General features: G+C 71.2%; 24 protein-coding genes. 19 read left to right on the forward strand and 5 right to left on the reverse strand.

The genetic code is table 11. The features are described from left to right. Positions 1 to 78: 78 nt before the first annotated feature. The 5 genes from BMW35_RS01235 (at position 79) to BMW35_RS01255 (ending at position 4,162) form a co-directional block, all read left to right on the forward strand. Positions 79 to 570 (forward strand): 50S ribosomal protein L11, encoded by a 492-nt coding sequence (locus BMW35_RS01235; RefSeq protein ID WP_089667335.1) that lies wholly within the window; start codon positions 79 to 81, stop codon positions 568 to 570. Positions 571 to 783: 213 nt separating this feature from the next. Then, positions 784 to 1,422, forward strand: coding sequence for a 50S ribosomal protein L1 (locus tag BMW35_RS01240; RefSeq protein ID WP_089667336.1), 639 nt, complete (start codon positions 784 to 786; stop codon positions 1,420 to 1,422). Beyond that, positions 1,422 to 2,468, forward strand: a complete 1,047-nt coding sequence (locus tag BMW35_RS01245) for a 50S ribosomal protein L10 (protein ID WP_089667337.1) — start codon at positions 1,422 to 1,424, stop codon at positions 2,466 to 2,468. Before BMW35_RS01240 ends, BMW35_RS01245 begins: the two co-directional genes overlap by 1 nt. Before the next feature lie 2 nt (positions 2,469 to 2,470). Continuing rightward, positions 2,471 to 2,812 (forward strand): 50S ribosomal protein P1, encoded by a 342-nt coding sequence (gene rpl12p, locus BMW35_RS01250; protein WP_089667338.1) that lies wholly within the window; start codon positions 2,471 to 2,473, stop codon positions 2,810 to 2,812. A gap of 108 nt (positions 2,813 to 2,920) precedes the next feature. Further along, positions 2,921 to 4,162, forward strand: coding sequence for a tripartite tricarboxylate transporter permease (locus BMW35_RS01255; protein WP_089667339.1), 1,242 nt, complete (start codon positions 2,921 to 2,923; stop codon positions 4,160 to 4,162). A 120-nt stretch (positions 4,163 to 4,282) separates the two neighbouring features. Here the strand turns inward: BMW35_RS01255 and BMW35_RS01260 are convergent, their stop codons facing one another. After that, positions 4,283 to 4,519, reverse strand: coding sequence for a hypothetical protein (locus BMW35_RS01260; RefSeq protein ID WP_089667340.1), 237 nt, complete (start codon positions 4,517 to 4,519; stop codon positions 4,283 to 4,285). Positions 4,520 to 4,521: 2 nt separating this feature from the next. Beyond that, positions 4,522 to 6,309 carry a right-handed parallel beta-helix repeat-containing protein gene (locus tag BMW35_RS01265; RefSeq protein ID WP_089667341.1) on the reverse strand — a complete coding sequence of 596 codons (1,788 nt, stop codon included), beginning with the start codon at positions 6,307 to 6,309 and terminating at the stop codon, positions 4,522 to 4,524. Between the two features lie 339 nt (positions 6,310 to 6,648). Here BMW35_RS01265 and BMW35_RS01270 point away from each other — a divergent pair, with 339 nt between their 5' ends. After that, on the forward strand, positions 6,649 to 8,280 hold the full coding sequence (locus BMW35_RS01270; protein WP_089667342.1) for an alkaline phosphatase family protein: 1,632 nt from the start codon (positions 6,649 to 6,651) through the stop codon (positions 8,278 to 8,280). Positions 8,281 to 8,301: 21 nt separating this feature from the next. Here BMW35_RS01270 and BMW35_RS01275 read toward each other — a convergent pair whose 3' ends face one another. Both BMW35_RS01275 and BMW35_RS15440 read right to left on the reverse strand, forming a co-directional pair. Continuing rightward, the gene (locus BMW35_RS01275; protein WP_089667343.1) at positions 8,302 to 8,586 is read right to left on the reverse strand and encodes a HalOD1 output domain-containing protein; all 285 of its coding nucleotides are present in this window, start codon (positions 8,584 to 8,586) and stop codon (positions 8,302 to 8,304) included. A 73-nt stretch (positions 8,587 to 8,659) separates the two neighbouring features. Continuing rightward, positions 8,660 to 8,836, reverse strand: a complete 177-nt coding sequence (locus tag BMW35_RS15440) for a DUF7563 family protein (RefSeq protein ID WP_449404977.1) — start codon at positions 8,834 to 8,836, stop codon at positions 8,660 to 8,662. A 349-nt stretch (positions 8,837 to 9,185) separates the two neighbouring features. Here BMW35_RS15440 and BMW35_RS01280 point away from each other — a divergent pair, with 349 nt between their 5' ends. Continuing rightward, positions 9,186 to 9,422 carry a PRC-barrel domain-containing protein gene (locus BMW35_RS01280; protein WP_089667344.1) on the forward strand — a complete coding sequence of 79 codons (237 nt, stop codon included), beginning with the start codon at positions 9,186 to 9,188 and terminating at the stop codon, positions 9,420 to 9,422. Between the two features lie 110 nt (positions 9,423 to 9,532). Here the strand turns inward: BMW35_RS01280 and BMW35_RS01285 are convergent, their stop codons facing one another. Then, a complete protein-coding gene (locus tag BMW35_RS01285; RefSeq protein WP_089667345.1) occupies positions 9,533 to 10,279 on the reverse strand; it encodes a hypothetical protein in 747 nt (248 codons plus the stop codon). 135 nt (positions 10,280 to 10,414) lie between these two features. Here BMW35_RS01285 and BMW35_RS01290 point away from each other — a divergent pair, with 135 nt between their 5' ends. The 12 genes from BMW35_RS01290 (at position 10,415) to BMW35_RS01345 (ending at position 24,160) form a co-directional block, all read left to right on the forward strand. After that, positions 10,415 to 11,836: a hypothetical protein gene (locus BMW35_RS01290; protein WP_089667346.1), complete on the forward strand. Its 1,422-nt coding sequence runs from the start codon at positions 10,415 to 10,417 to the stop codon at positions 11,834 to 11,836. Positions 11,837 to 11,993: 157 nt separating this feature from the next. Further along, on the forward strand, positions 11,994 to 12,563 hold the full coding sequence (locus BMW35_RS01295; RefSeq protein WP_089667347.1) for an acyltransferase: 570 nt from the start codon (positions 11,994 to 11,996) through the stop codon (positions 12,561 to 12,563). Continuing rightward, positions 12,560 to 13,675 carry a DegT/DnrJ/EryC1/StrS family aminotransferase gene (locus BMW35_RS01300; protein ID WP_089667348.1) on the forward strand — a complete coding sequence of 372 codons (1,116 nt, stop codon included), beginning with the start codon at positions 12,560 to 12,562 and terminating at the stop codon, positions 13,673 to 13,675. The genes BMW35_RS01295 and BMW35_RS01300 overlap by 4 nt, the downstream gene beginning before the upstream one ends. Further along, positions 13,672 to 14,640 carry a Gfo/Idh/MocA family protein gene (locus BMW35_RS01305; RefSeq protein WP_218138578.1) on the forward strand — a complete coding sequence of 323 codons (969 nt, stop codon included), beginning with the start codon at positions 13,672 to 13,674 and terminating at the stop codon, positions 14,638 to 14,640. The genes BMW35_RS01300 and BMW35_RS01305 overlap by 4 nt, the downstream gene beginning before the upstream one ends. Continuing rightward, a complete protein-coding gene (locus BMW35_RS01310; RefSeq protein WP_089667349.1) occupies positions 14,637 to 16,028 on the forward strand; it encodes a nucleotide sugar dehydrogenase in 1,392 nt (463 codons plus the stop codon). Before BMW35_RS01305 ends, BMW35_RS01310 begins: the two co-directional genes overlap by 4 nt. Then, complete coding sequence (locus BMW35_RS01315) at positions 16,025 to 16,801, forward strand: hypothetical protein (protein ID WP_089670311.1); 777 nt, start codon at positions 16,025 to 16,027, stop codon at positions 16,799 to 16,801. The genes BMW35_RS01310 and BMW35_RS01315 overlap by 4 nt, the downstream gene beginning before the upstream one ends. After that, the gene (locus BMW35_RS01320; protein ID WP_245708109.1) at positions 16,798 to 17,841 is read left to right on the forward strand and encodes a DUF354 domain-containing protein; all 1,044 of its coding nucleotides are present in this window, start codon (positions 16,798 to 16,800) and stop codon (positions 17,839 to 17,841) included. Before BMW35_RS01315 ends, BMW35_RS01320 begins: the two co-directional genes overlap by 4 nt. Then, positions 17,838 to 18,776 (forward strand): polysaccharide deacetylase family protein, encoded by a 939-nt coding sequence (locus BMW35_RS01325; protein WP_089667350.1) that lies wholly within the window; start codon positions 17,838 to 17,840, stop codon positions 18,774 to 18,776. Before BMW35_RS01320 ends, BMW35_RS01325 begins: the two co-directional genes overlap by 4 nt. Positions 18,777 to 18,817: 41 nt before the next feature. Then, positions 18,818 to 19,825, forward strand: coding sequence for a lipid II:glycine glycyltransferase FemX (locus BMW35_RS01330; protein WP_089667351.1), 1,008 nt, complete (start codon positions 18,818 to 18,820; stop codon positions 19,823 to 19,825). A 2-nt stretch (positions 19,826 to 19,827) separates the two neighbouring features. Then, positions 19,828 to 20,763, forward strand: coding sequence for a glycosyltransferase family 4 protein (locus BMW35_RS01335; RefSeq protein ID WP_089667352.1), 936 nt, complete (start codon positions 19,828 to 19,830; stop codon positions 20,761 to 20,763). A gap of 101 nt (positions 20,764 to 20,864) precedes the next feature. Beyond that, a complete protein-coding gene (locus BMW35_RS01340; protein WP_089667353.1) occupies positions 20,865 to 22,694 on the forward strand; it encodes a hypothetical protein in 1,830 nt (609 codons plus the stop codon). Beyond that, positions 22,691 to 24,160, forward strand: a complete 1,470-nt coding sequence (locus BMW35_RS01345) for an oligosaccharide flippase family protein (protein WP_089667354.1) — start codon at positions 22,691 to 22,693, stop codon at positions 24,158 to 24,160. Before BMW35_RS01340 ends, BMW35_RS01345 begins: the two co-directional genes overlap by 4 nt. Positions 24,161 to 24,172 lie beyond the last annotated feature (12 nt).

Below are 24,172 nucleotides of genomic sequence, written 5' to 3' on the forward strand. Positions count from 1 at the left end.
AGGCACCGGACGGGGCGCTCGCTCCCCCGCCTCCCACGAAAGACAAGGGTTAAACCCGCGGCGGCGGTTTCTCGGAGTATGGCTGAGACGATAGAAGTGCTCGTCGCCGGTGGGCAGGCCGACCCTGGTCCGCCCCTCGGTCCCGAGCTCGGTCCCACACCCGTCGACGTACAGGCGGTCGTCCAGGAGATCAACGACCAGACCGAAGCGTTCGACGGAACAGAAGTCCCCGTCACCATCGAGTACGAGGACGACGGTTCGTTCTCCATCGAAGTCGGTGTCCCGCCGACGGCCGCACTCGTGAAGGACGAGGCCGGCTTCGAGACGGGCTCCGGCGAACCGCAGGAGGACTTCGTCGCGGACCTCTCCATCGAACAGCTGAAGACCATCGCGGAGCAGAAGAAGCCCGACCTCCTCTCCTACGACACGCGGAACGCCGCGAAGGAGGTCGCCGGTACGTGTGCGTCCCTCGGCGTCACCATCGAGGGCGAGGACGCCCGCACCTTCAAGGAGCGCGTCGACGACGGCGACTACGACGACGTCCTCGGCGAGGAAGCGGCGGCCGCATAATCGGTTCTTCGACCCGGTTCAGTTTCTCTTCGCAGTCGATTCGGTAGCCGGCGGCTCGGCCTCGTGGGGTTGCGTGGACGGCTCTCACGCCCGGTGCGCTTCGACGCTTTTAAGCACGGGATGGCCGTCTGTCGAAGCGAGACAGGCTTCGCCTGTTTCACTGACCCGTAGGAGATCCGACCTTCACAGGGTCACGCACTACGGAGGTGAAAGATGGCAGACAACGATATAGAAGAGGCCGTATCCAGCGCACTTGAGGAGGCCCCAGAGCGGAATTTCCGTGAGACCGTGGACCTCGCTATCAACCTGCGCGACCTCGACCTCAACGACCCGTCGAAACGTGTCGACGAGGGCGTCGTGCTGCCGTCGGGCACCGGACAGGAGACGCAGATCGTGGTCTTCGCAGAGGGCGAGACCGCGGTTCGCGCAGAGGAGGTCGCCGACGAAGTCCTCGACGAGGACGACCTCGACGACCTCGCGGACGACAACGACGCCGCGAAGGACCTCGCAGACGAGACCGACTTCTTCGTGGCGGAGGCTCCGATGATGCCTGATATCGGGACGAAGCTCGGTCAGGTTCTCGGTCCGCGCGGCAAGATGCCGACTCCGCTCCAGCCCGGCGACGACGCCGTCGAGACGATCAACCGAATGAAAAACACCGTGCAGCTCCGCAGCCGCGACCGCCGCACGTTCCACACGCGCGTCGGCGCGGAGGACATGTCCGCGGAGGACATCGCGAGTAACATCGACGTCGTCATGCGTCGTCTGCACGCGAACCTCGAGAAGGGCCCGCTGAACGTGGACTCCGTCTACGTGAAGACCACGATGGGGCCTGCCGTGGAGGTTGCTTAATGTCCGCCGAAGAACGCACCACCGACGAGGTTCCCGAGTGGAAGCAGCGCGAGGTCGACGAGCTCGTCGACCTCCTGGAAGCCCACGACAGCGTCGGTGTCGTGAACGTCACGGGCATCCCGAGCAAGCAGCTCCAGGACATGCGACGCGGCCTGCACGGGCAGGCGGCGCTCCGGATGAGCCGGAACACGCTCCTGGTCCGCGCGCTCGAAGAGGTCGACGACGGCCTGGAGGACCTGACCCAGTACATCGAGGGTGAGGTCGGGCTCGTCGCGACCAACGACAACCCCTTCGGGCTGTTCCAGCAGCTCGAAGCGTCGAAGACGCCGGCACCCATCAACGCCGGCGAAGTCGCGCCGAACGACATCGTCGTCCCCGAAGGCGACACGGGCATCGACCCGGGTCCCTTCGTCGGCGAACTGCAGACCATCGGCGCGAACGCACGCATTCAGGAGGGCTCCATCCAGGTCCTCGAAGACTCGGTCGTCACCGAGGAAGGCGAGGTCGTCTCCGACGACGTCGCCAACGTCCTCTCCGAACTCGGCATCGAGCCGAAGGAGGTCGGCCTGGACCTGCGCGGCGTCTACTCCGAGGGCGTCCTGTTCACGCCGGACGAGCTCGAGATCGACGTCGAGGAGTACCGCGCGGACATCAAGTCCGCGGCCGCGTCCGCACGGAACCTCTCCGTGAACGCGGCGTACCCGACGGAGCAGACGGCACCGGCGCTCATCTCGAAGGCCCAAGGCGAGGCGAAGAGCCTCGGCCTGCAGGCCGCCGTGGAGAGCCCGGACCTCGCCGACGACCTCGTCAGCAAGGCGGACGCCCAGGTGCGGGCGCTCGCCGCGCAGATCGACGACGAGGAGGCGCTCCCTGAGGAGCTCCAGGACGTCGACGCCCCCGCGGCTCCGGCCGAGGGTGGCGACGACAGCAGTGAGGAACAGAGCGACGAAACGACTGATTCCGAGGCGGACGCCGACGACTCCGACGACGACGATGACGACGACGGAGACGCCGGCGCAGAAGGCCTCGGGGAGATGTTCGGATAACCATGGAATACGTCTACGCAGCACTCATCCTGAACGAGTCTGGTGAAGAGCTGAACGAAGAGAACATTACCGGCGTCCTCGAGGCCGCCGGCGTCGATGTCGAGGAGTCCCGTGTCAAGGCCCTGGTGGCCGCGCTCGAGGACGTCGACATCGAGGAGGCCGTCGAGCAGGCCGCCGCCGCGCCTGCCGCCGCGCCCGCCGCGTCCGGGTCCGCCGACGAGGCGGACGCCGACGAGGGCGGCGACGACGAGGAGGAAGCCGACGAGGCCGCCGAGGCCGAGGACGCTGGCGACGACGACGACGAGGAGCCCAGCGGCGAGGGTCTGGGCGACCTCTTCGGCTAATCCGGTTCGACTACACCCACGAATTTTCTTTCGCGCGCTGCGTCGACCAGCGGCAGCGTTGCGCAGGGCTACGTAGCTTGAAGTAGGGGAGCGCGGCCACCCGAGAGTATGGACGTTCTGGGTGCCCGAGTACTCCTGTCGCCGGCCGGAACGGTGGCGGCGCTGGCCGCGGTGTCAGCGGGTATCGCGCTCGGGACGTGTTCGGGGCTGGTGCCGGGGTTGCACGTGAACACGCTCGCGCTCCTGCTCGCCGCAGCGGCACCGCTGGCTCCCGGCCCACCACACCTCGTCGGCGCGGCGCTGCTCGCGGCCGGCGTCACGCACTCGTTTCTGGACGTCGTGCCGATGCTCGCGCTCGGCGTCCCCGACGCCGCGATGGCGGTGAGCACGCTGCCCGGCCACCGCCTCGTGCTCGGCGGTCGCGGGAGGGAGGCACTCCGCGTGTCCGCACTCGGTAGCGCTGCGGCCGTCGCCGTCGCGTTCGTCCTCGGTGCGCCGGTCACGTGGCTCGCCGTCCGAGCCGCGCCAGCGGTGTACGACCACCTTCCGCTCGTCGTGGCCGTCCTCCTGGGGACGCTCGTCCTCCGCGAGGACTCGTGGCGCGCCCGAGCGGGCGCAGTCCTCGCGGTGGTCGCGAGCGGCCTCCTCGGCGTCGTCGCGCTCCCGATGCAGCCAGACGGCGTCGTCCCGACAGGCGACGTGCTGTCGCCGCTGTTCGCGGGGCTGTTCGGCGCACCAGTGTTGCTGGCGGCGTTCCGCGGTGCCGGCGTGCCCGCGCAGGCAGACTCGGCGGTCGCAGTCCCGCCCGGAGCCGTCGTCCGGCCCGGTGTCGCCGGCAGTCTGGCTGGCGCGGCTGTCGCCTACGTTCCGGGCGTCTCGGGCGCTATCGCCGCGATATTCGCGCTCGATTTCACTAGTGCAGAGGGAGACCGGGCGTTTGTCGCGGCGCTCTCCGGCGTGAACACGGCGAACACCATCTTCGCGCTGTTCGCGCTGTTCGCACTCGGCTCGCCGCGGACGGGCGTACTCGTGGCGTTCGAGCGGGCGAGCCTCCCGCGGACGCTGCCGCTGCTACTCGCGAGTGTCGCGCTCGCGGCCGTCGTCGCCGCCGTGCTGGTGCCGGTGCTCGGCGACCGCTACTTCCGGCTCGTGCGAGCGGTCGACCACCGCTGGCTGACGGCCGCGGTCTGCGTGCTACTGGTCGCGCTGGCGTGGCTGCTCGCTGGCCTCACCGGCGTCGTGTTGCTCGGCGCGGCGACCGTCGTCGGACTGATTCCGCCCGCCGTCGGCGCGCGCCGCGTCCACCTGATGGCCGTCCTCCTGGTTCCGGTCGCGCTTCAGGCGGGCTGAGCTCGGTCGAGGTGCGACCAGTCCCGCGGGCTGAACGCAGACCGGTCGAGTGCGTGTGGAGGGTCGTGTTAGAATCCGCCGGTAGGGGGAGGTTACCGCGACTTCACGGTGTCGACGGGGTCAGACCATCGTTTCGAGGTCGAGGATGTCGTCCGCGTCGGCGACCATGAACGCGTCGTCGCGGAGCATGTCCTCGTCCGCGGGGAGGACGAGCACCTGGTCTCGCTGGCCCGGGTCGTGGTGGATGACGTCGAGGTCGACCATCTCGTAGCCGAGGTCGTCGTGGACGTCGGGGTTCTGACCGACGTCCCACCAGTTGGTCTCCTCGCCGTCCTCCGTGGATGTGGCTGGGGACACTGTCAGTCGTTGCGCGCCATGTACACCGCGGCGTCGCCGTCGACGGTGAGGTCGGTCACGTCGCCACTGTGCTGGAACACGTCGACGCCGTCGCCGACGAGGCCGACGACTTTCCCGCCCTCTGCGACGTCCTCGATGGCACACCACGTGAGGCCGTCGTCGCTGGACGTGCTGTTCTCGGCGTCCCGGTTGACGTCCCCGGTGACGGTGAACGTGTACGTGGTCACGTCGGTCGCGGACTGGCCGTCGATGACGATGGACTTCGGCAGCGAGGTGCTGTCGTCCTCGCCCGTACTCGTGTCCGTCGAGCCGTCGGGCGTGCCCGAGCCGTTGTAGTCGAACGTTCCGTCGGTGAGGTTCTCGAAGGTGGTCGTCTTCCCGTCGACGGAGACGGTGTACCCGTAGCCGTCGTCGACCACGTAGTCCGTGACCTCGCCGTCGAACTCGAAGGAGTCGAACTCGTCTGGCTTGAGGTTGTTGACCTTGATCGTGGTCGTGCCGTCGGCGTTCGTGTAGACCCTGTCGGAGTCCGGTTCCGCGTCCTCGCCGTAGTCGGCGCTCCCGGAGACGGTGACCAGCATGTCGAGGTCGCCGGGCGCGGCGTCGTCGGAAAGCGGATTCTCGGGGTCGGCGTGCACGACGAGCGTGTGGTCGTAGCTGTCCGACTCGCTCGTGCCACCCGAGCCGGTGGCGTCGCTACTAAACGGGCCGACGTCCGGGCCGATGCCGTCGATTTCGTCGGCCGCGTCGTAGCCCGTGATTTCGGACGGTAGGGGGACCGTAACTGACTCCTCAGTGAACCCGTTGCCGTCGAAGCTCGGCTGGACCTCGCGGTTGCCGGAGCCCGCGATGGTGCAGTCCTCGATGGTGACGTCCATCTCGCCGCCGGACTTGTCCCGGACGATGCGGCCGCCGCTGTCGTTGTAGAAGTGCGTGTTCCGGATTTCGACGGTGGAGCCGGGAGCCTCGTCGTGGAGCTCGACGAGGTCCGCGGTGCCGTCGACGTCGAGGAAGACGACGTAGCAGTTCTCGATGACGAGGTGCGCGGGGTGGCGGAGACGAATGCCTCGCGCGTGCGACCCGGCTTCGTCGTCGTGGCGCGGGGTCTCCGTGACCGCGACCAGACAGTTCCGGATGTAGGTGGTCTTCTCGCGGGGGTTCGAGGTGCCCTTCCGCTCCCAGTGGCCGACACGGATGTTCGCGATGTTGTTGTTCACCGCGGCGACGTTCTCCATCGTCACGGGTGCTTTGTCGATGTACGCGCCGTTGTTCGCCATCCAGCCGAACGCCGAGTTGTGCACTTCGGTTCGGGAGCCGCCGTCCGGGTGGTAGAGTGCGCGGTCCTCGCTCTGGCCGCCGCCCTCGGGCCAGACGAAGCCGTCGATGACGCCGCCGGGTGCCAGATCGATGCCCGCCTTCGGGGCGGGGTTGTCGCCGCGGACGACCACGTTCTCGAGGCGGCCGGAGACGGTTCCGTCCATCGTGTCCGAGTTCAGGTTCCAGACGACGTCGCCCGCCTCGCCGCCGCCGGCGAGCGTGTCGCCGCTGCCGACGGAGAGGCCGTCGCCGTCCCAGTCGTACTCGCCGGCGGGAATCGTCTGGGTGCCGTCCGGGGGGAGGTAGCCGTCGAGTGACTCCTGGGCCGACGCGCGGCCGAAGAGAGAGGCAGAGCCACCGACGGTCGCCGCGGCGGCGAGGCCCTTCACGAAGGTGCGGCGGGTGGTAGACGCGTCCTTCTCGTCGGTAGGGTGGTCGTTACGCGATTCGTCGTCGGCGTTGGGTTCCGACATGGCGCAGTAGAGCAACGTTACCTAAAAAGGAATTCTGACGAGTTCGAGGTACAGAAACGGTACGTAGGCCCTACTTTGCGGCGGATATCGGCCGAATCGTTACAGAATAGTTACCACGTAATTACCAGCCGCTGTATCGTTGTCCGACCCGCGAGTAGGGTCCGCGGAACGCCAGTAGCCACTCCCAACTCTCGGTAGGCTGTGGTGAACGCCGTGCGTCGGGAGTCGCCGAGCCGGCCGTGTCCACGGGCGTCTGGCCTGTTGGCCCGGTAGGACCGCATTACGGACGGCTCTACTGGCGAAGCACGAGCCTACTGGCTGTGTGCGCACCCAATAACAATGCGCCGACCGGCGGACGCCTACGGTGTGACCGACCAGTCCGGCCTGCGGACGCTGCTCGTGGGGCTCGGCGGTGTCTGCGAGCGCACGCTCCGTCCGCACGTCGAGGCCGGGCGTGCGTCGACCGTCGGCGACCTGATCGCCGACGGCGCGGCCGCGTCGATGGCGTCTCAGGTGGTGCCGGAGACACACAGCGCGTGGCCGTCGCTGTACACGGGCGTGAACCCCGGCCGTCACGGCGTCTTCGGTCGGCGAGCCTTCGACGGCCGCGAGTGCTCGCGCGCGACGTTCCGGGACGTCCGCGAGCACGCGCTCTGGGAGCTGCTGGACCGCCGCGGGCGCTCCAGCGTCGTCGTGAACGTCCCCGTGACCGCGCCCCCCAGCCCGTTCGACGGTGCACTCGTGTCGGGGTGGGGCGGCCCGGACCGGCCGGCCTGCCACCCGGAGGGCGCGCTGGCGGCCCTCGACGGCATGCCCGACGACTACCGCGTGTACGTCCCCGGGGACGCCACCGGTGACGAGCGCGTGGCGTGGTCGCGTCGGCTCGCCGCCGCTCGCGCGACGGCGTTCGTCCGGCTCGTCGACCGAGTCGGCCCCGACTTCGGCTTCCTGGGGTTCCACCAGACGAAGACCGTCTTCCGGGACTGTCCCGACGACCCGAGTGCGCAGGCCGCCGTCTTCGACGCCGTCGACGACGCCGTGGCGACTGCCGTCGAGGCGACCGACCCGGATACCGTCGTGCTCGCCAGCGACCACGGGGTCGCGCCGCTGGACGGCCCGTCGTTCCGTGTCAACGATTTCCTCCACGACCGCGACCTGCTGTCGACGACGCGCGGCGGCACGGACGCGCTCCCGCCGCGGCCGGCAGCTGACTCCGGCCACGAACCGGACGGCCGGAGCCTCGGGGCGCGGCTGGCGGGGCTCGCGGCGAAGGCGGGCGCGACGAGCCAGCGCGTGGCGTCGCTCCTCGACCGCGTCGGCCTCGATGGACTCGCCGGCGGCGTCCTCCCGCGCCGAGTCGTGTGGGCGGCCACCGAGCGCGTGGACCGCGACGCGTCGGTGGCGTACGCGCGCTCCGGCGAGCGGTACGGAGTCCGCGTCAACTGCGCCGGCCGCGACCCGGACGGCGTCGTCTCGCCCGCGGAGTACCAGAGCGTGCGTTCGGACCTCGTGGACGCGCTCCGGACCGTGCGCACGCCGGACGGTGAGCGCGTGTTCTCGGCCGTCGGACCCGCGGAGCAGTTCTTCGGCGGCCCGCACGTCGAGGCGGGCCCGGACGTGGTGACGGTGCCGCGGCGCTTCGACGTCCACCTGGACGCGGCGTTGTGCGGCACCCAGTTCGGCGACCCCGAGAGAGCGTACGCGAACGTTCCCAGAGGGCTGCTCGCGCTCGCTGGCGACGGCGTCGACGAGTCGGCGTCCGTCTCCGAACCACACCTCTTCGACGTCGCGCCGACCGTGCTGGCGTCGCTGGGAGTCCCACCGAGTACTCGCATGGACGGGGACGTGCTCGCGCCAGTCGACACTCTGGAATCGACAGAGTACGCGCCGTTCACCGACGGGCCGCCCGGCGACAGCGGGCCGAGTCGGCGGCTGTCGCGGCCGGGGCAGCCCGACGGCGAGGAGCCCTGACCGGGAAAACGAGTGGGCCGGTTACTGCCAGACCTCGACGGCTCGCTGGCTCACGCGGACCTGGACTTCCTCGTACGAGAACGTGACCACCAGATCGTCGGCGTCGGCACCGTCGAACAGGCGGTCGAGCGCGTCGGCGTCGATGGTGTACTGGAGCGGCTCCAGGTCGGTCTGGTCGCAGTCCAGAGCGGTCGCGACCGCTCTGGAGACGGCTGCCGCTGCGCCGTCGAAGGTCGTTCGGTCGACGGAGGAGATCTTCGTGTCCGCGCTCGGCACGTCTTCGTCGAGGTCGTGGTCGGGACTCATCAGTAAATCGGCCAGTTGTCAGTGGTAACGCGCTCTCCGGTAAATATTCCCGGGATCCGGCGGTGTTCGTCGCTCAGTCGCTCCAGGCGTGGCGCGCGTCCACGGTCCCGTCGGCGTTCGAGGCGGCACCGTCGTCGAGCTCCGCGTTCGGCACACAGCTCATGCAGTTGTGGACGGTGTCCTGGTTGTCCCCGAACACCTTGGCGAACTGGACTGTCACGTGGCTCCCGCAGTTTCTACACTGAGGCATCGTAGAACAACGCGCCCGCCACTGGTTTGGTTATACACCCCCGAATGCGCCGCAGGACGGGGTTACGGCGTCTCACGGCCGTCCAGCGCGCCCCGGTAACGGTCGCTATGGCGCTGCTTGGCAGCCATTCGACGGGTGCTAACCACCCAATAACCAAGCCATCGAGGGCCGTTCGGAAAGACGCCCCTACCCGAGACCGCGGCGCTGCGCGCCGCTGGCAGCCGTCGAGCGGAGGTGGCGGCGACCCCAGCGCGGTCGAGTAGCGTCGGGCCGATTCTCGTAGCCGAGTTATTACAATGCCGTCTCGCAGCGTGGTGCCTGTAGCGGCCAGACGGCCGCAGATTCACCAATGGCACGAGCATTCAGAGACAGCGACGAAGGCATGAAAGTAGTGACCAGCGACGGCGACGAAATCGGGACAGTCGCGGAGGTACACGGGGACAAAGCGCACGTGACGCCGGAGTCCGGACTGGGCGAGAGCATCCGGCAGCGACTCGGCTGGGGGGACGACGACAACGACACGTACGAGCTCTCGCACAGCCGCGTGCAGTCGTTCTCCGGGAACAAGATTCACCTCCAGGACTGAGTGAGAGCGGGGCACACCCGACTGTCAGACAGCGAGCGCCCCGGTAGCGGTCGCCGGCCGCGGCATGGCCGGGCGGCGACCCGACTCGGGGGCGTTCGTCCGCCTCGCGGTCAGCAGTTCCGTATCTCGTTTTCCACGCCGTCGAGGTGACTGAAGCCGACGACGGCCACGACCACGTCGTCGGCGGCGAGCCCGGCGATTCGCCGCCCCATCTGGCGCTCGCGGACGGCGTCGAGGACGCGCGTCGCGGGCGGCGGGTCGAACGCGCGCAGCAGCGACGTGCTGCGCTCCAGCCGGGCCGTCTCGTCGGCGGCCTGCTCGCTCGCGGGGTCGGTGGTCGCGCAGTCGTACTCCTGAGCGCGGTCGAACTCGCCGCCGAGCCAGCGCGCCGGGACGCCGGCGGCCCGGAGTCGGTCGCGGGCAGCGTGCGCGCCGATGCGAGCCAGGCTCCGGAGCGTGCCGGCGACGGCCGACGGGCCGGGCTTGTCGTCGGCCAGCACGGCCGCGAGCGACGACAGCGTTCCTCGGCTGGGCGCGTCGACGCCGACGACGTCGGCATCTCCGGCGGCGGCGACGGCTGCAGTCATCTCGCCGCCGGTCGCGTCGCCGGCCCGCGCGTGCGAAGCAAACACCGGTGTGACCGCGTCGGGTGCTTCGAGCGCGACCACGCCCGGGTCGAGGGCGGCGACGGTGCGTCGGGCGCGGTAGACACTCGCTGGGTGGTCGTGGACGACGCCGACGAGGACGACCGGCTCCGGCGTCGCGTCGACAAGCCGAACGTACTGTCCGTCGAGTCGCGGGTCGTCGCCGGCGAGACCGTCGAGCCGGCGGCGGAGCGGTGGGTTGTCTGTCGTCACGGGAAGTGGTCGAGGACGACCGTTGGCCTCGTTATCGGCTGTGCCTACTTACGTTTCCCGGCGGCGTACGGTCGACTTACCGGGTGCTGTCGCCCTCCATAACAATCCCCTCCGGATGTCTGAGTCCGGACGATAATGCGACGCCGGAAATTCCTGGCCGCCGCGGCAGCGGCCGCCACAGTCGGACTCGCCGGGTGTGGCGACCGCAGTCAGGACACGACGACCCCGGAGGGCGGTCCGTCGCGGCCGACCGACCAGCCGCCGAGCACACAGCCCACGCAGGGCGAGCAGGGCCCGTACCCCGCTTCGATGGCCGAGGAGTGGGGACTGGACCGGGTCGTGAACCTCGCCACGGAGGGCGCTGACCAGTCCGGCGCTCGGGAGACCGCCGACTACTTCGACGACCACCTCCGGGACGGCACCCTCGTCTACCTCCCGCCGGGTCGCTACAGGCTCGGCCGGACGGTGCGGGCGGACGGCGGCCGAGTCGGTGTGGTGGGAGAGAACGCGACCATCGTCCCGCCCGACGGCTTCGACGGCACCCTGTTCGCGTTCGGCTACCCGGAGACGCTCTCGGACGTGGTCATCGAGGGTCTGACCTTCGACTTCCGCGCCGAGAACACCGGTGCGCGGCCGCTGTACGCGATGGCGAGCGACCGCATCGCCGCCCGCGAAATCGAGGTCAGGGGCGAGGTCGACGTCGAGCAGGACCAGTTGCGCTTCGACGTCACCGACCCCAAGGGGACGGCGCTCGTCGAGGACGTGAGACTGCCGGACGGGGCGGTTCCCGGGACGGGCGTGACCGGTATGGAGGTCGGTGATCAGAACCACGGCGACCTGACGTTCGCGGACTGCCACGTCGCCGGCTTCCCGGACAACGGCCTCTACGCGAACCCGCCGGAGGGCGAGGTGTCCGTCCTCGGCGGCTCCTACCTGAACAACGGCATCTCGGGCGTCCGCATCGAGACGAGAGACGCCAGCGTCGTCCGCGGCGTCCACGTGCGCTGTGACGACGGCAGCGGGGCCGGGGAGAACATGCGCGGCATCCGGCTGCGCAGCGGCGAGTCGCTGCTCGTCGAGGACTGCCTCGTGGAGATGCTGGAGGTCACGTCCAGCGACGGCGGCATCGTGTTCTCCTCGGAGCTCGGGTCCGCGACCGTCCAGAACTGCCAGGTGCGCGTGGACGCCGACGACATCAACGCCATCCGCATCAAGAGCCCGGGCGACGGCACCGCCGACGACGCACACCACGGGCCGTTCCGCTGTGAGAACGTCCTCGTGACGGGGAACGCCGCGGGCGGGGCGGCCGTCGCGGCGGCGAACCGTCAAGGCTGCGAGTTCTCGAATCTCTGCGTCCACCAGCCCGGGCAGCGCCGGGACGGCATCGTCGCCGAGAACGTCCACGGCGAAGTACACGACTCCTACGTCTCGGTCACCGGGACGCCGCTGTCGTTCTCGGGCTCGTCCATCAGCCGGAAGAACGTCGTCGTCGACCGGTCGCCGGAGAACAGCGACGATGACGTCCAGCGTCGCTGTTCCGTACCGTCCGGAGAGTAGCCAGGCGGCTGCTAACGCTGTCAAACGCGTCTATAACAATGGCCTGACGCTGGCATGCACCGACAACCGCCAGCGCGGTGTTCACAATGAAGGATTACTCAGCGGAAGACGCGCGTGGGACCGAGCTGACAGCAACGCAGGCCGGTCGGGGGCGGCGATGACAGACGCCGGGACGAGCCCGGACGGCGTCCACCCGGACGCCACCGTCGGGGAAGCCGGCGACGGCGAACCGACCATCGGGGCGGACCCCACGATTCGCAGCGGGGCGGTCGTCTACGCCGACGTGCGCATCGGGGACGGATTCACGACTGGTCACGGTGCGGTCGTCCGCGAGGACACGACAATCGGGGACGACGTGCTCGTCGGTACGCACGCCGTCGTCGACGGGTCCTGTCGGCTCGGGGACGGAGTGAGCCTCCAGACCGGCGTCTACCTGCCGACCGGGACGACTGTCGGCGACCGGGCGTTCTTCGGCCCGCACGCGGTCCTGACGAACGACCCGTACCCGCTGCGCGGGGACGGCGGCCTGACCGCGCCGACCGTCGAGGCCGACGCCTCCATCGGCGCGAACGCCACCGTGTTACCGGGCGTGACCGTCGGCGAGCGCGCGTTCGTCGCTGCGAACGCCGTCGTCACCGAGGACGTGCCGCCCGAGACGCTGGCCGTCGGCGCGCCCGCCAGCCACGAACCACTGCCGGAGCCCCTCCAGGGGCGGAACACACAATGATTCCTCTCGCAGACCCACAGCTCGGCGACGCCGAACGGGAGGCCGTTCGGTCGGTCGTCGACGACGGACAGCTCGCGGACGGCCCGGTCGTCCGCCAGTTCGAGGCAGAGTTCGCCGACCACACCGGCGTCGGGCACGGCGTCGCGACGACGAACGGCACGACCGCCCTCCACGCCGTCTTCGAGGCGCTCGGCGTCGGCGACGGCGACAGAGTCGTGACCACGCCGTTCTCGTTCGTCGCGAGCGCGAACGCCGTCCGGCTCGCCGGCGGTACGCCGGTGTTCGCGGACGTCGACCCGGAGACGCTCACGCTCGACCCCGACGCCGTCGCCGATGTGGTCGCCCGCACCGACGACGTGGCTGCGATTCTCGCGGTCCACCTCTACGGCACGCCCGCCGACATGCGCGACCTCCGCGACATCGCCGACGACTACGGACTCGCGCTCGTGGAGGACGCCGCGCAGGCCCACGGCGCGCGCTACCGCGGGGAGCCGGTCGGGTCGCTGTCGGACGCGGCGTGCTTCTCGTTCTACCCGACGAAGAACATGACCAGCGGCGAGGGCGGGATGGTCACCACCGACCACGACGCCGTCGCCGAGCGCGTGCGGCGGTTCGCCGACCACGGCCGCACCGAGGGGTACGCCCACAGCGAGGTCGGCCACAACTTCCGGATGACGAGCCTGTGTGCCGCCATCGGCCGCGAACAGCTCCGCCGGCTCCCGGCGTTCAACACGGCGCGCCGCGAGCACGCCGAGCGGCTCACGGAACGGCTCGCGGACACGCACGTCGAGACGCCGACCGAGCCCGCGGACGGCACGTCGGTCTACCACCAGTACACGATTCGGACCGACCACCGCGAGGACCTGCGCGCGCACCTCGCCGACGAAGGCGTCCAGACGGGCGTCTACTACCCGACGCCCATCCACGAGCAGCCCGCCTACGACGGCTGGGACGGCGACTTCCCGGCCGCGGAGCGCGCCGCCGACCGCGTGCTCTCGCTGCCGGTCCACCCCGCCCTCGACGACGCGGACGTCGACGCGATTGCGGACGCCGTGGCGTCGTTCGACGCCGCCGTGCTGGACGCCCCGGAACCGGAGGTGGTGGACTCGTGAGCGACCCGCTGCGGGTCGGCGTCGTCGGCGTCGGGAGTATGGGCCGCAACCACGCCCGCGTCTACAGCGGCCTGCCGGACGCCGAACTCGTCGGCGTTGCGGACGCCGACGTGGAGCGCGCGAGCGAGGTCGCCGACGCCCACGCCACCCGCGCCTACGACGCGCAGACGCTGCTGGAGATCGTGGACGCCGTCTCGGTGGTCGTGCCGACCGCCTACCACGCCGACGTGCTCGCGGACTGCATCGAGGCGGACGTCCACGCGCTCGTCGAGAAGCCGTTCGTCGCCGACGTGGAGACCGGCCGCGACCTCGCGGCCCGCGCACGGGACGCCGGCGTCACGCTTCAGGTCGGCCACATCGAGCGGTTCAACCCCGCGGTCCGGACGGTCGCGGACATCGTCGCGAACCTCGACGTGCTCGCCGTCGACGCCGAACGCCTCGGCCCGCCGCTGGACCGCGACCTCGGGTCGAACGTCGTCCACGACCTGATGATTCACGACCTCGACGTGGTGTGTGCGTTGCTCGACGCCACCCCGGACTCGGTGACGGCCGCCGGCGGCCACGATGGCCAGTACGCCACCGCGACCTGCACGTTCCCGGACGGCGTCGTGGCGTCGTTCACGGCGTCTCGGGTCACCCAGCAGAAGGTCCGCCGGCTCGCCATCACCGCCCGCGAGTGTCAGGTGCTCGTCGACTACACGGGCCAGTCCGTCGAGATTCACCGGTCGTCGGCCCCCGAGTACATCGCGAGCAGTGAGGGGTTCCGTCACCGCACGGAGAGCGTCGTCGAGCGCCCGATGGTCGACAACGGCGAGCCGCTCGCCCACGAACTCCGGGCGTTCCTGGCGGCCGCCCGCGACGCCACCGAGCCCGTGGTCTCCGCCGAGGACGGCCTGCGCGCGCTCGAACTCGCGACCAGAGTGGACGACCTCGCCAGCCGCCGGCTGACGGAGGTGGCTCCGTGAGCCGCGCGCTGTACGGCGCTCGCGCCGACGAGGAGGTCCAGCGCGGCTGGCTCCGCACCGCCGAGGTCCCCGTCGCCGTCTACGGGCTCGGGAAGATGGGGCTGCCGCTGGCCGCCGTCTACGCCGAGACCACCGGGAACGTCACCGGCGTCGACATCGACGAGACGGTCGTCGACGCCGTCAACGCCGGGGAGTGTCCCGTGGAGCGCGAGCCCGGGCTCCCCGAACTGGTGGCCTCGCTCGTGAGCCGGGGCGCGTTCGCCGCGACCACCGACGGTCCGGCGGCGGCCGCCGAGGCCAGCCTCCACGTCGTCATCGTGCCGACGCTCGTCGCGGACGGCGAGCCGGACCTCTCGGCCGTCGAGGCGGTCGCCCGGGACGTGGCGGCCGGCCTGGAGGCCGGGGACACCGTCGTCTTCGAGTCGACGCTCCCGCCCGGTGCGACCGAGGACGTGCTCGTCGGGCTGCTCGCCGACGAGAGCGGGCTCGACGCGGACGCGTTCGGCGTGGCGTTCTGCCCGGAGCGGACGTCCAGCGGGCGCGCGCTCGCCGACGTCCGGGGGACCCACCCGAAGGTCGTCGGCGGCACCGACGCCGAGGCCACCCGGGTCGCCGAACTCGTCTACGGCGAACTCGTCGACAACGAGGTCGTCCCGGTCTCGGACGCCCGCACGGCTGAAGCGGTGAAGGTCTTCGAGGGCCTGTACCGGGACGCGAACATCGCGCTGGCGAACGACCTGGCGCGGGCCGCCGACGACCTCTCGGTGGACGTCCGGGAGGCCATCGACGCCGCCAACACGCAGCCGTACTGCGAGATTCACACGCCGGGGCCGGGCGTCGGCGGCCACTGCATCCCCTACTACCCGTACTTCGTACTCGGGTGGCTCGACCGCGACGTGCCCCTGGTGCGGACCGGTCGCGAGGTCAACGACGCGATGCCCGGGTTCGTCGCCGACCGGGTGGCCGAGGGGCTGGCGGCCGACCAGCGCGCGGCGGTCGACGGCGGCGTCGCTGCGGATTCGCCCGGCGACGCGGACGACCTCGCGGGCGCGAGCGTCGCCGTGCTCGGACTCACGTACCGGGCCGGTGTGAAGGAGACGCGGGCCAGCCCCGGCGTCGACATCTGCGAACAGCTCGCCGAGCGCGGTGCCACGGTCCACGCCGCCGACCCGCTCGTCACCGCCGACGGCGTTCCCGCCACCGACGTGGCAATCGAAGACTTGCCCGTGCTGGACCTGGACGCCGCCGTCCTCGCCACCGACCACGACGAGTTCGGGGCCGTGGACTGGCGGGCGTTCGCGCCGATGGTCGTCGTCGACGGCCGGAACGCCGTCGACCTGTCGGGGACGGACCACCGCCGCTACGTCGTGGGGAGGGGGTGGCAGTGACCGAGGACTTCACGCACGCCGCCTACGCCGAACTCGTCGACGCGCTCGACGACGCCGGCTACGAGACGCTCACCGTCCGCGAGTACCTCTCGCCGGGCCGCCTCCCCGAGCGCTTCGTCGTGCTGCGCCACGACGTCGACCGGAAGCCACAGCGAGCGGAGGCGCTGGCGCGTCTGGAAGCCGACCTCGGCGTCTCCGCGTCGTACTACTTCCACCCGAGCGCGTTCCGGGAGACGCGGGCCGAGCGCGTCGTCGACCTCGGCCACGAGGTCGGCTACCACTACGACGACGTCGCCACCGCCCGCGGCAACCTCCGGACGGCCCGGGCGCTGTTCGCGAACAACCTCCGGGTGTTCCGGCGGGCGTGCGACGTCGACACGGTGAGCCCGCACGCGGCGGCGCTGTCGGCCCACGACAACACCGGCCTCTGGGCGGACGGGCCGGCAATCGAGGACTTCGACCTGCTCGGGGACGCCGACCGCTCGGTGGACTACGTCGACCTGGCGTTCCTCTCGGACGCCGGCCGGACGTTCCGGGAGCGACCCGCCGACCGCGCCCGGGCGCTCGGCGAGCGCGACCAGCCCGCCACCGCCGACACCACCGACGCGCTCGCGGCCCAGTTCCGCGAGGGAGCCATCGAGCGGGCGTGTCTGCTCACGCACCCGCGGCGGTGGACGAACTCGCTGCCGGCCCGGGTGCTGTCGCGGTCCCGGGACCGCGCCGCGACGCTCGTCCACCGGGGCGCGCTGCTGTTCGCCGGGACGGGGTCATGAGCGACGGCCTGCGCGTGCTGGTGGACGTCACCCACCCGGCGCACGTCCACCTGTTCCGGAACGCCGTCGACGCCCTCGACGCCAGCGGCCACGAGGTCCGCGTCGCCGCCCGCGAGAAGGACGTGACGACCGACCTCCTGGACGCCCACGGCCTCGACTACGCGGTCTGCTCGGCGAAACGCGAGGGCGCGCTGGCGCTGCCCCGGGAGTGGGCGCTCCGCGAGGTGTCGCTGTACCGGTACGCCCGCAGTTTCGCCCCGGACGTCGTCCTCAGCCACCTGAACCCGGCTGCGGCGCACGTCGCCGCGGCGGTCGGCGCGGAGAGCGTCGTGTTCCACGACACCGAGGTCGCGGGCGCGGTCGAGCGGTTCACGCTCCCGTTCGTGGACGTGGTCTGCACGCCGACCGAGTTCTCCCGGGACCTCCCGGGCGACCACGTCCGGTACGCGGGCTTCCACGAACTGGCGTACCTCCACCCGGCGCGCTTCGACCCCGACCCCGACGTGCTGGCCCGCAACGGGGTCGACCCCGACTCGCCGTTCTCGGTGGTGCGGCTCGTCTCGATGGACGCCCACCACGACGTCGGCACCGACGGCTTCGGCCGCGGGACGGTGCGGCGGCTGGTCGACGGGCTCGCCGACCACGGCGAGGTCTACCTCTCCACCGAGGGCGACCTCCCCGCGGAGTTCGCCGACCACGCGCTCCCGGTCAGAAGCCACGAGCTCCTCGACCTGCTGGCGTTCGCGGACTGCTACGTCGGCGACTCCGGCACGATGGCGACCGAGGCGGGCGTCCTCGGTACGCCCGCCGTTCGCTACGACCCCCTCGACGCCGAGATGGGGAACTTCGCCGCGCTCGCCGACTACGGGCTCGTCGAGTCGACGACGGACCAGCGGGCCGCGGTCGAGCGGGCCGTCGAACTCGCGGGCGACCCGGACGCCGGGCGGCGGTGGCGGCGGCGCAGGCGCGACCTGCTCGCGGACAAGGTCGACGTGACCGCGTTCACCGTCGCGCTCGCCGAGGAGGTGGCCGGCGCGTGACCACCGACTGGGACCCCGACGGCGACGGCGAACGCCCGATTCCCGACGGCCACGACTTCGCGCTGCTGCTCACGCACGACGTCGACCGGCCGTACAAGACCCACCAGTCGCTGTACTACGCGCTCTCGGACTCCGGGCGGCGGCTCCAGCACCTCCGCGACCTGCTGCCGGGCCGCAACCCCTACTGGCAGTTCGACCGCGTGGCGCGCATCGAGGACAAACTCGGCGTGCGCTCGGCGTTCTACCTGCTCGACGAACAGCCGCTCCGCGAGCGCCCGCCCGGCGAGTGGCTGTCGATGGACGCCTGGCGGCTGTACGGCGGCCGGTACGACCTCACCGACCCTGCAATCCGGTCGGTCGTCGACGACCTCCGGGCCGGCGGCTGGGAGGTCGGGCTCCACGGCTCCTACGAGTCGTTCGACGACCGCGAGCGACTCCGCCGCGAGAAGGCCCGCGTCGAGTCGGTGGTCGGCGAGCCCGTGCGTGGCGGCCGCCAGCACTACCTCAACCTCGACGTCCCCGAGACGTGGGCGCACCACCGGGCGCTCGGCCTCCAGTACGACGCCAGCCCCGGGTCCAGCAGCGAGGCCGGCTTCCGGTACGGCCACGGCGTCCACCGCCCCTTCGACGACGAGTTCGTCGTCTTCCCGCTGACGCTCATGGAGACCGCCCTCCCTGACCCCGGCGAGGACTACGACGCGGCCTGGGCGGTCTGCGAGGACCTCCTCACAGAGGCCCGCGACAACCGCGCGGTCATGTCGGTGCTCTGGCACCCCCGGTACTTCACGGAGCGGGACTTCCCCGGCTACGCCGCCGTCTACCGGGAGCTGGTGGCGTGGGCGCTCGACCACGGTGCCTGGGTCGGCTCGCCCGCGGACTTCTACGACGCGGCCGACCTCGGCGAGCGCGTCGACCCGGCCGCCCACACCCCGTAGTCGGGGCATAACGATGGGGATGCCGTCCCCCCTGACTGCCAATGGACATCGAGGTCCTCACGCTCGACGAGTGGGCAGACGCGCTCCCGGACACGGGGTTCGAACTCTTCCACGCGCCCGAGGCACTGCGCACGCTCGACGAACACACCGCCGGGGAGATGCGGCTGTACGGCGGCTTCAAGGGCGACCAGCCGGTCGGCCTGTTCCCCGTCTTCGTGCGCGAGCAGGCCGTCGGTCGCGCCCTGCTGTCGCCGCCGCCCGGCCGGGGCGTGCCGCGGCTCGGCCCGCTCGTGATGCCGAGTTCGCCGAAACGCCGCAAACGCGAGAAGGTCAACGGCCGGTTCGCGGAGGCCGTCCTCGACGAGATCGACGTCGAGGACTCCCTGACGGTGTTCCGAACGGTCTGCCCGACCGCGTACCCGGACCCCAGACCGTACGTCTGGTCCGACCTCGACCTCGACACCTCGTTCACGTACCACCTGGACGTCCCCGAGGACACCGACGCGCTGCTCAAGTCGTTCTCGAAGAGCCTCCGCCGGGAGATTCGGGACGCGAAAGAGCTGGACGTCACCGTCGAGGTCGACAACGACGACGGACCCCGGGCGGTGTTCGAGCGCACGCGCGACCGCTACGACGAACAGGACCGGCCGTTCCGGCTGACGTGGCCGTACGTCGCCGACCTCACGGACGCGCTCGCGGAGACCGACCGCTGCCGGACGTACCTCGTGAGAGACGCGGACGGCAAGCCGCTGTCGGGCATCGTCGTCCTGTACAGCAACGACGCCGCCCACTACTGGCTCGGCGGCGCTCGCACCGTCCACGACGGCGTCAGCGTCAACAGCCTCCTGCACTGGCACATCATCCGGGACATCGCGGCGGGCGTCCCCCGCGAGTCCGTCGACACCTACGACCTGATGGGCGCGAACACCGAGCGGCTCTGCCGGTACAAGGCGAAGTTCGGCGCTGACCTCGTCCCCTACTACAGCCTCGAATCCGGGGGTGCGGCGACGACGGCCGCGAAGACCGCCTACCGCCTCGTGTCCCGGTAGTCGTGCGCGTCCTCAACCTCGTGACGACGCCGCGGTCGCGGTTCTACCGCCAGCAGGTCGAGGCACTCACCGGGCACGGCGTCGAGGAGACCACGCTGGCCGTCCCCGGCCACCACGAGTACGGGGAGTCCGACAACGGCCGGACGGTCTTCGACTACGCCCGGTTCCTGCCGACCGTGCTCCGGCACGCCGCCGGGAACTACGACCTCGTCCACGCGAACTACGGGCTGACCGCGCCACACGCCGTCCTCCAGGCCCGCCTCCCGGTCGTCGTCTCGCTGTGGGGGTCGGACCTCGCCGGGCGCTACGGGCAGGTGTCCCGGCTCGCCACCCGGTTCGCGGACGCCGTCGTCGTGATGTCCGAGGCGATGGCCGACGACCTCGGCCGCGACTGCCACGTCGTCCCGCACGGCGTCGACCTCGACATGTTCCGACCGGAGCCCACCGGAGCGGCCCGCGACCGCCTCGGCTGGCGCGACGACGCCCGCTACGTTCTCTTCCCCTACCCGCAGGGCCGAGCGGTCAAGAACTACCCGCGGGCCGACCGGGTCGTCGACGCCGCCCGCGACCGCGTCGACGGCGACCTCGTCCTCCAGTCGGTGCAGGGCGTCGACCACGAGGACATGGCGACGTACTTCAACGCCGCCGACGTGCTGCTGTTGACCTCTCGCCGCGAGGGCTCCCCGAACGTCGTGAAAGAGGCCCTCGCCTGCAACCTCCCCGTCGTCTCCACCGACGTGGGAGACGTCCGCGAGCGAGTCGCCGGCGTCACCGCCTCCCGGGTCTCCGACGACGACGACGAGCTCGCCGACGGGGTCGTCGAAGCCGTCGGGGTCGACGGAGCACCCGACGGCCGAGCGGCCGCCCGGACCGTCGGCAGAGAGCGCTGCACGGAGCGATTGCTCGACGTGTACCGGTCCGTCCTCGACGCCGCCTGACCCCGGGGCCGCGGCCGTCGCAGCGACCCGCCCGGGGCTACGCTCCGCATAACAATCCCCCGACGCGCCGGACTCACACCAACTACCCCACGGGGAGACACATGGCACGACTCACACACCGCCTCGCGAAGCTCGCGCTCGCCGCCGCCCTGGTCGCGTTCACCGCCGGCGTCTGGGCCGCCCACCGAGCGCCCACGACCGGCTACGAACTGTCACTCTACGCCGCCACCCCGGACGCCACCTGGGTCGGCGTCGGCACCGCGCTCGTCGTCGGCGGTGCCGTCGCGCTCACCGCACCCCGGGACGGACGGCTCCACGACGCCGGCCTCGTCGCCGTCGGCGCGGCCGGCCTCACCGTGTTCGCGCTCCCCGTCCTCCGGGGGTACGCGTACTACGGCGGCGGCGACTCCCTGACGCACCTCGGCTGGGCGTCCGAACTCGCGGACGGCAGCCTCGCCGTCACCGAACTGCTCTACCCGGGCGTCCACACCACCAGCGTGTTCGTCGCCGAGGCGGCCGGCGTCGGCCTGCCGCGAGCCATCATGTACGTCGTGCTCGTCGCCGTCCCGCTGGTGTACCTCCTGTTCGTCCCGCTGACCGTCCAGGTGCTGGGCGGCGGCCGCCGCGCGCTCGCCGCCGGTCTCCTCGCCGCCGCGCTGTTCGTCCCCGTCAACAACGTCAGCGTCCACCCAGTCGCGCACCCGACCAGTCAGGCCATCATGCTGTCGGCGTTCGTGCTCTACCTCCTGCTCTCGTACGTCTCGGGGCCGAGCGCCACCAGCACCACCGCCAGCCCCGCGCCCTCCGGGTCGCGGTCGCGGTTCGACGGCGTCTCCGGGCTCGGCGTGCTGCTCGCTGCCGCGGGGGTCGCCGTCGTGCTCGTCCACCCCCAGCAGGCGGTGAACCTCGCGCTCGTGTTCGTCGCCGTCGCCGCGCTCCGCGCGGTCCTCCGGCGGTGGACGGACGGCCCGGCCACCCGCCACCGCGGCATCTACGCGCAGACCGGCGTGCTCGTCGTCGCGCTCGCCGCGTGGGCACCGCGCTTCGAGCGCGTCGGCGGCGCGACGGAGGCGACGTTCGGCAGCCTGCTGGCGAGCGGTGCCACCGCCGGCGAGGTCGTCTCCCAGCGCTCCACGTCGCTCACCGAGGTCGGCGGCAGCATCGGCGAGCTGTTCGTGAAGCTGTTCCTGCCGGCGACGGTGCTGTCCGCGCTCGCCGCAGGGCTGGTCGCGTTCGTCGCGTACCGGCGGCTGCGCAGCGACGACGACACGCTCGCCGGCTACGTCGTCGCCGGCATGGTCCCGCTGGCGGGCGCGTTCCTCGTGATGTTCGCGGCCGACATCGGCGACCAGTACTTCCGGTATCTGGGCTTCCTGATGGTGCCCGTGACCGTCCTCGGGGCCGCCGCGGCCGCCCGGCTCGCGGACGGACTCGACGCCCAGTCCGGGCGGCGGGTCGGCACCGTCGTCGCCGTCGTCCTGCTGGTCGGTCTGGTGCCCGTGGGCGTGCTCGCCGTCCACCCGTCGCCGTACATGTATCAGGCGAACAGCCAGGTGGCGGACACCGAGTTCAACGGCTACAGCAACACGTTCGACGCCCGTGAGGAGAACGTCCCGTTCGCGGGCGTCCGCGGCGGGCCGCGGCGGTTCGTCGACTACCACTACGGCACCGAGTACACGGACGAACAGCTCGAATTCCCGGGTGACCGCACCGGCATCCCCGAGGGGGTGTTCGCGGCCGGGAACTACACGTCGGCGTACGAGGCCGACCGCTACCTCACCGTCACCCGGGGCGCGTACCTCCGCGAGGTCGTGATGTGGCGGAGCTTCAGGTACCCCCAGTCCGGGTTCGCGGCGCTCGACGCCACGCCCGGCGTGAACCGGGTGCGCGCGAACGGCGGCTTCACGCTCTACCGGGTCGACGCCGAATGACGCTCGCAGACCGCCTCGCCAGCGGCACGAAGGCCGTCTTCGGCGGGAACCTGATCGGGATGCTCGCGCAGGGCGGGCTGGTGCTCGTGCTCACGCGGGTGTTCATGACGCCCGACGAGTACGGCGAACTGAACGTCGCGCTGTCCGCGTTCGGCGTCGTGGTCATCCTCGCGACGCTCGGCCTCCCGAAGTCCGCGGCGCGCTACGTCACCGAGTTCGCGGAACGGGACCCCGGACAGGTCCCCCACGTCCTCCGGCTGTCAGTCGGCTATCTCGCCGCGCTCGTCGCCGTCGTCGCGGGCACCACGCTGCTGTTCGGCGGCCCCGTCGCGCGGCTCGTCGGCACGCCGTCGCTCGTGCCGTTCGTCGGCCTCGGTGCCGCCTGGGTCGCCGCCCGCGCGTTCACGTCGTACTTCGGCGCGCTGTTCCAGGGGTTCAATCGCGTCCAGTACAGCGCGACTCTGCGCGTCGTCACCCGGGCCGGACAGTTCGTGTTCGTCGTCGCGTTCGTCGCCCTCGGGTTTGGCGTGCTGGGCGCGTTCGCCGGCTACGTCGCCGGCCTGCTCGTCGCGGCCGGCGTCGGCGGCTTCGTCGCGTACACGAAGTTCTACACCGACTACGAGGCGGCCACCGAGCCGGTGGCGGGACTCTCCCGTCGGCTCCTGGAGTACAGCGTCCCGCTGACGGCGACCCGGGGCGCGAACGTCCTCGACAAGAAAGTGGACACGCTGCTCGTCGGCGCAATCACGGGGCTGTCGGGCGCGGGGTTCTACACCGTCGCCAAGCAGGTGTCGAACTTCGCGTCGATGCCCGCGGCCTCCTTCGGCTTCACGCTCTCCCCGGCGCTCGGCGAGCAGGCCAACCGGGAGAACGGCGAGCGCGCCGCCCGCCTCTACGAGCAGTCCCTCTCGTACGTCCTGCTGGCGTACATCCCGGCGTCGGTCGGCCTCGTGCTCGTCGCCGAGCCGATGGTTCGGTACGTCTTCGGCACCGACTACATCGGCGCGGTCCCCGTGGTTCAAGTGTTCGCCGGGTTCGTGCTCGTGAACGCCGTCAACAAGATCACGACCGACGCCCTCGACTACCTCGGCCGGGCCCGCGCTCGCGCGGTCGTGAAGGCCGCGACCGCAGTCGCGAACCTCCTGTTGAACCTCGTGCTCATCCCCGTCTACGGCGCGACCGGGGCCGCCGCCGCGACCGTCGCGACCTACACGACGTACACGCTCGCGAACGTCTACATCATCCACAGTGAACTCGGCGTCCACCTCCGGCGCGTCGGCCGCCGCGTCGGCGTGGCGTGTCTGGTCTCCGTCGGGATGGCGTCCGCGGTCGTGCTCGCGCTCCCGTACGTCTCCGGCGTCGTCACCCTGCTCGCCACCGTCGGGCTGGGTGCCGGCATCTGGGCCGTGCTGGCGGTCGCCAGCGGCGCGGTCGACCCGGACGCGGTCCGCCGGTTCGTGGCGTAGCCGGGCCATAAC

This window comes from Halobacterium jilantaiense (assembly GCF_900110535.1).
Lineage (GTDB): Archaea > Halobacteriota > Halobacteria > Halobacteriales > Halobacteriaceae > Halobacterium > Halobacterium jilantaiense.

What these genes read in the sequence shown, in the direction of transcription:
- BMW35_RS01235 (WP_089667335.1), top strand. Translation starts at nt 79, where the DNA reads ATGGCTGAGACGATAGAAGTGCTCGTCGCCGGTGGGCAGGCCGACCCT.
- BMW35_RS01240 (WP_089667336.1), top strand. Translation starts at nt 784, where the DNA reads ATGGCAGACAACGATATAGAAGAGGCCGTATCCAGCGCACTTGAGGAG.
- BMW35_RS01245 (WP_089667337.1), top strand. Translation starts at nt 1,422, where the DNA reads ATGTCCGCCGAAGAACGCACCACCGACGAGGTTCCCGAGTGGAAGCAG.
- rpl12p (WP_089667338.1), top strand. Translation starts at nt 2,471, where the DNA reads ATGGAATACGTCTACGCAGCACTCATCCTGAACGAGTCTGGTGAAGAG.
- BMW35_RS01255 (WP_089667339.1), top strand. Translation starts at nt 2,921, where the DNA reads ATGGACGTTCTGGGTGCCCGAGTACTCCTGTCGCCGGCCGGAACGGTG.
- BMW35_RS01265 (WP_089667341.1), bottom strand. Translation starts at nt 6,309, where the DNA reads ATGTCGGAACCCAACGCCGACGACGAATCGCGTAACGACCACCCTACC.
- BMW35_RS01270 (WP_089667342.1), top strand. Translation starts at nt 6,649, where the DNA reads ATGCGCCGACCGGCGGACGCCTACGGTGTGACCGACCAGTCCGGCCTG.
- BMW35_RS01275 (WP_089667343.1), bottom strand. Translation starts at nt 8,586, where the DNA reads ATGAGTCCCGACCACGACCTCGACGAAGACGTGCCGAGCGCGGACACG.
- BMW35_RS15440 (WP_449404977.1), bottom strand. Translation starts at nt 8,836, where the DNA reads ATGCCTCAGTGTAGAAACTGCGGGAGCCACGTGACAGTCCAGTTCGCC.
- BMW35_RS01280 (WP_089667344.1), top strand. Translation starts at nt 9,186, where the DNA reads ATGGCACGAGCATTCAGAGACAGCGACGAAGGCATGAAAGTAGTGACC.
- BMW35_RS01290 (WP_089667346.1), top strand. Translation starts at nt 10,415, where the DNA reads ATGCGACGCCGGAAATTCCTGGCCGCCGCGGCAGCGGCCGCCACAGTC.
- BMW35_RS01295 (WP_089667347.1), top strand. Translation starts at nt 11,994, where the DNA reads ATGACAGACGCCGGGACGAGCCCGGACGGCGTCCACCCGGACGCCACC.
- BMW35_RS01300 (WP_089667348.1), top strand. Translation starts at nt 12,560, where the DNA reads ATGATTCCTCTCGCAGACCCACAGCTCGGCGACGCCGAACGGGAGGCC.
- BMW35_RS01320 (WP_245708109.1), top strand. Translation starts at nt 16,798, where the DNA reads ATGAGCGACGGCCTGCGCGTGCTGGTGGACGTCACCCACCCGGCGCAC.
- BMW35_RS01330 (WP_089667351.1), top strand. Translation starts at nt 18,818, where the DNA reads ATGGACATCGAGGTCCTCACGCTCGACGAGTGGGCAGACGCGCTCCCG.
- BMW35_RS01340 (WP_089667353.1), top strand. Translation starts at nt 20,865, where the DNA reads ATGGCACGACTCACACACCGCCTCGCGAAGCTCGCGCTCGCCGCCGCC.
- BMW35_RS01345 (WP_089667354.1), top strand. Translation starts at nt 22,691, where the DNA reads ATGACGCTCGCAGACCGCCTCGCCAGCGGCACGAAGGCCGTCTTCGGC.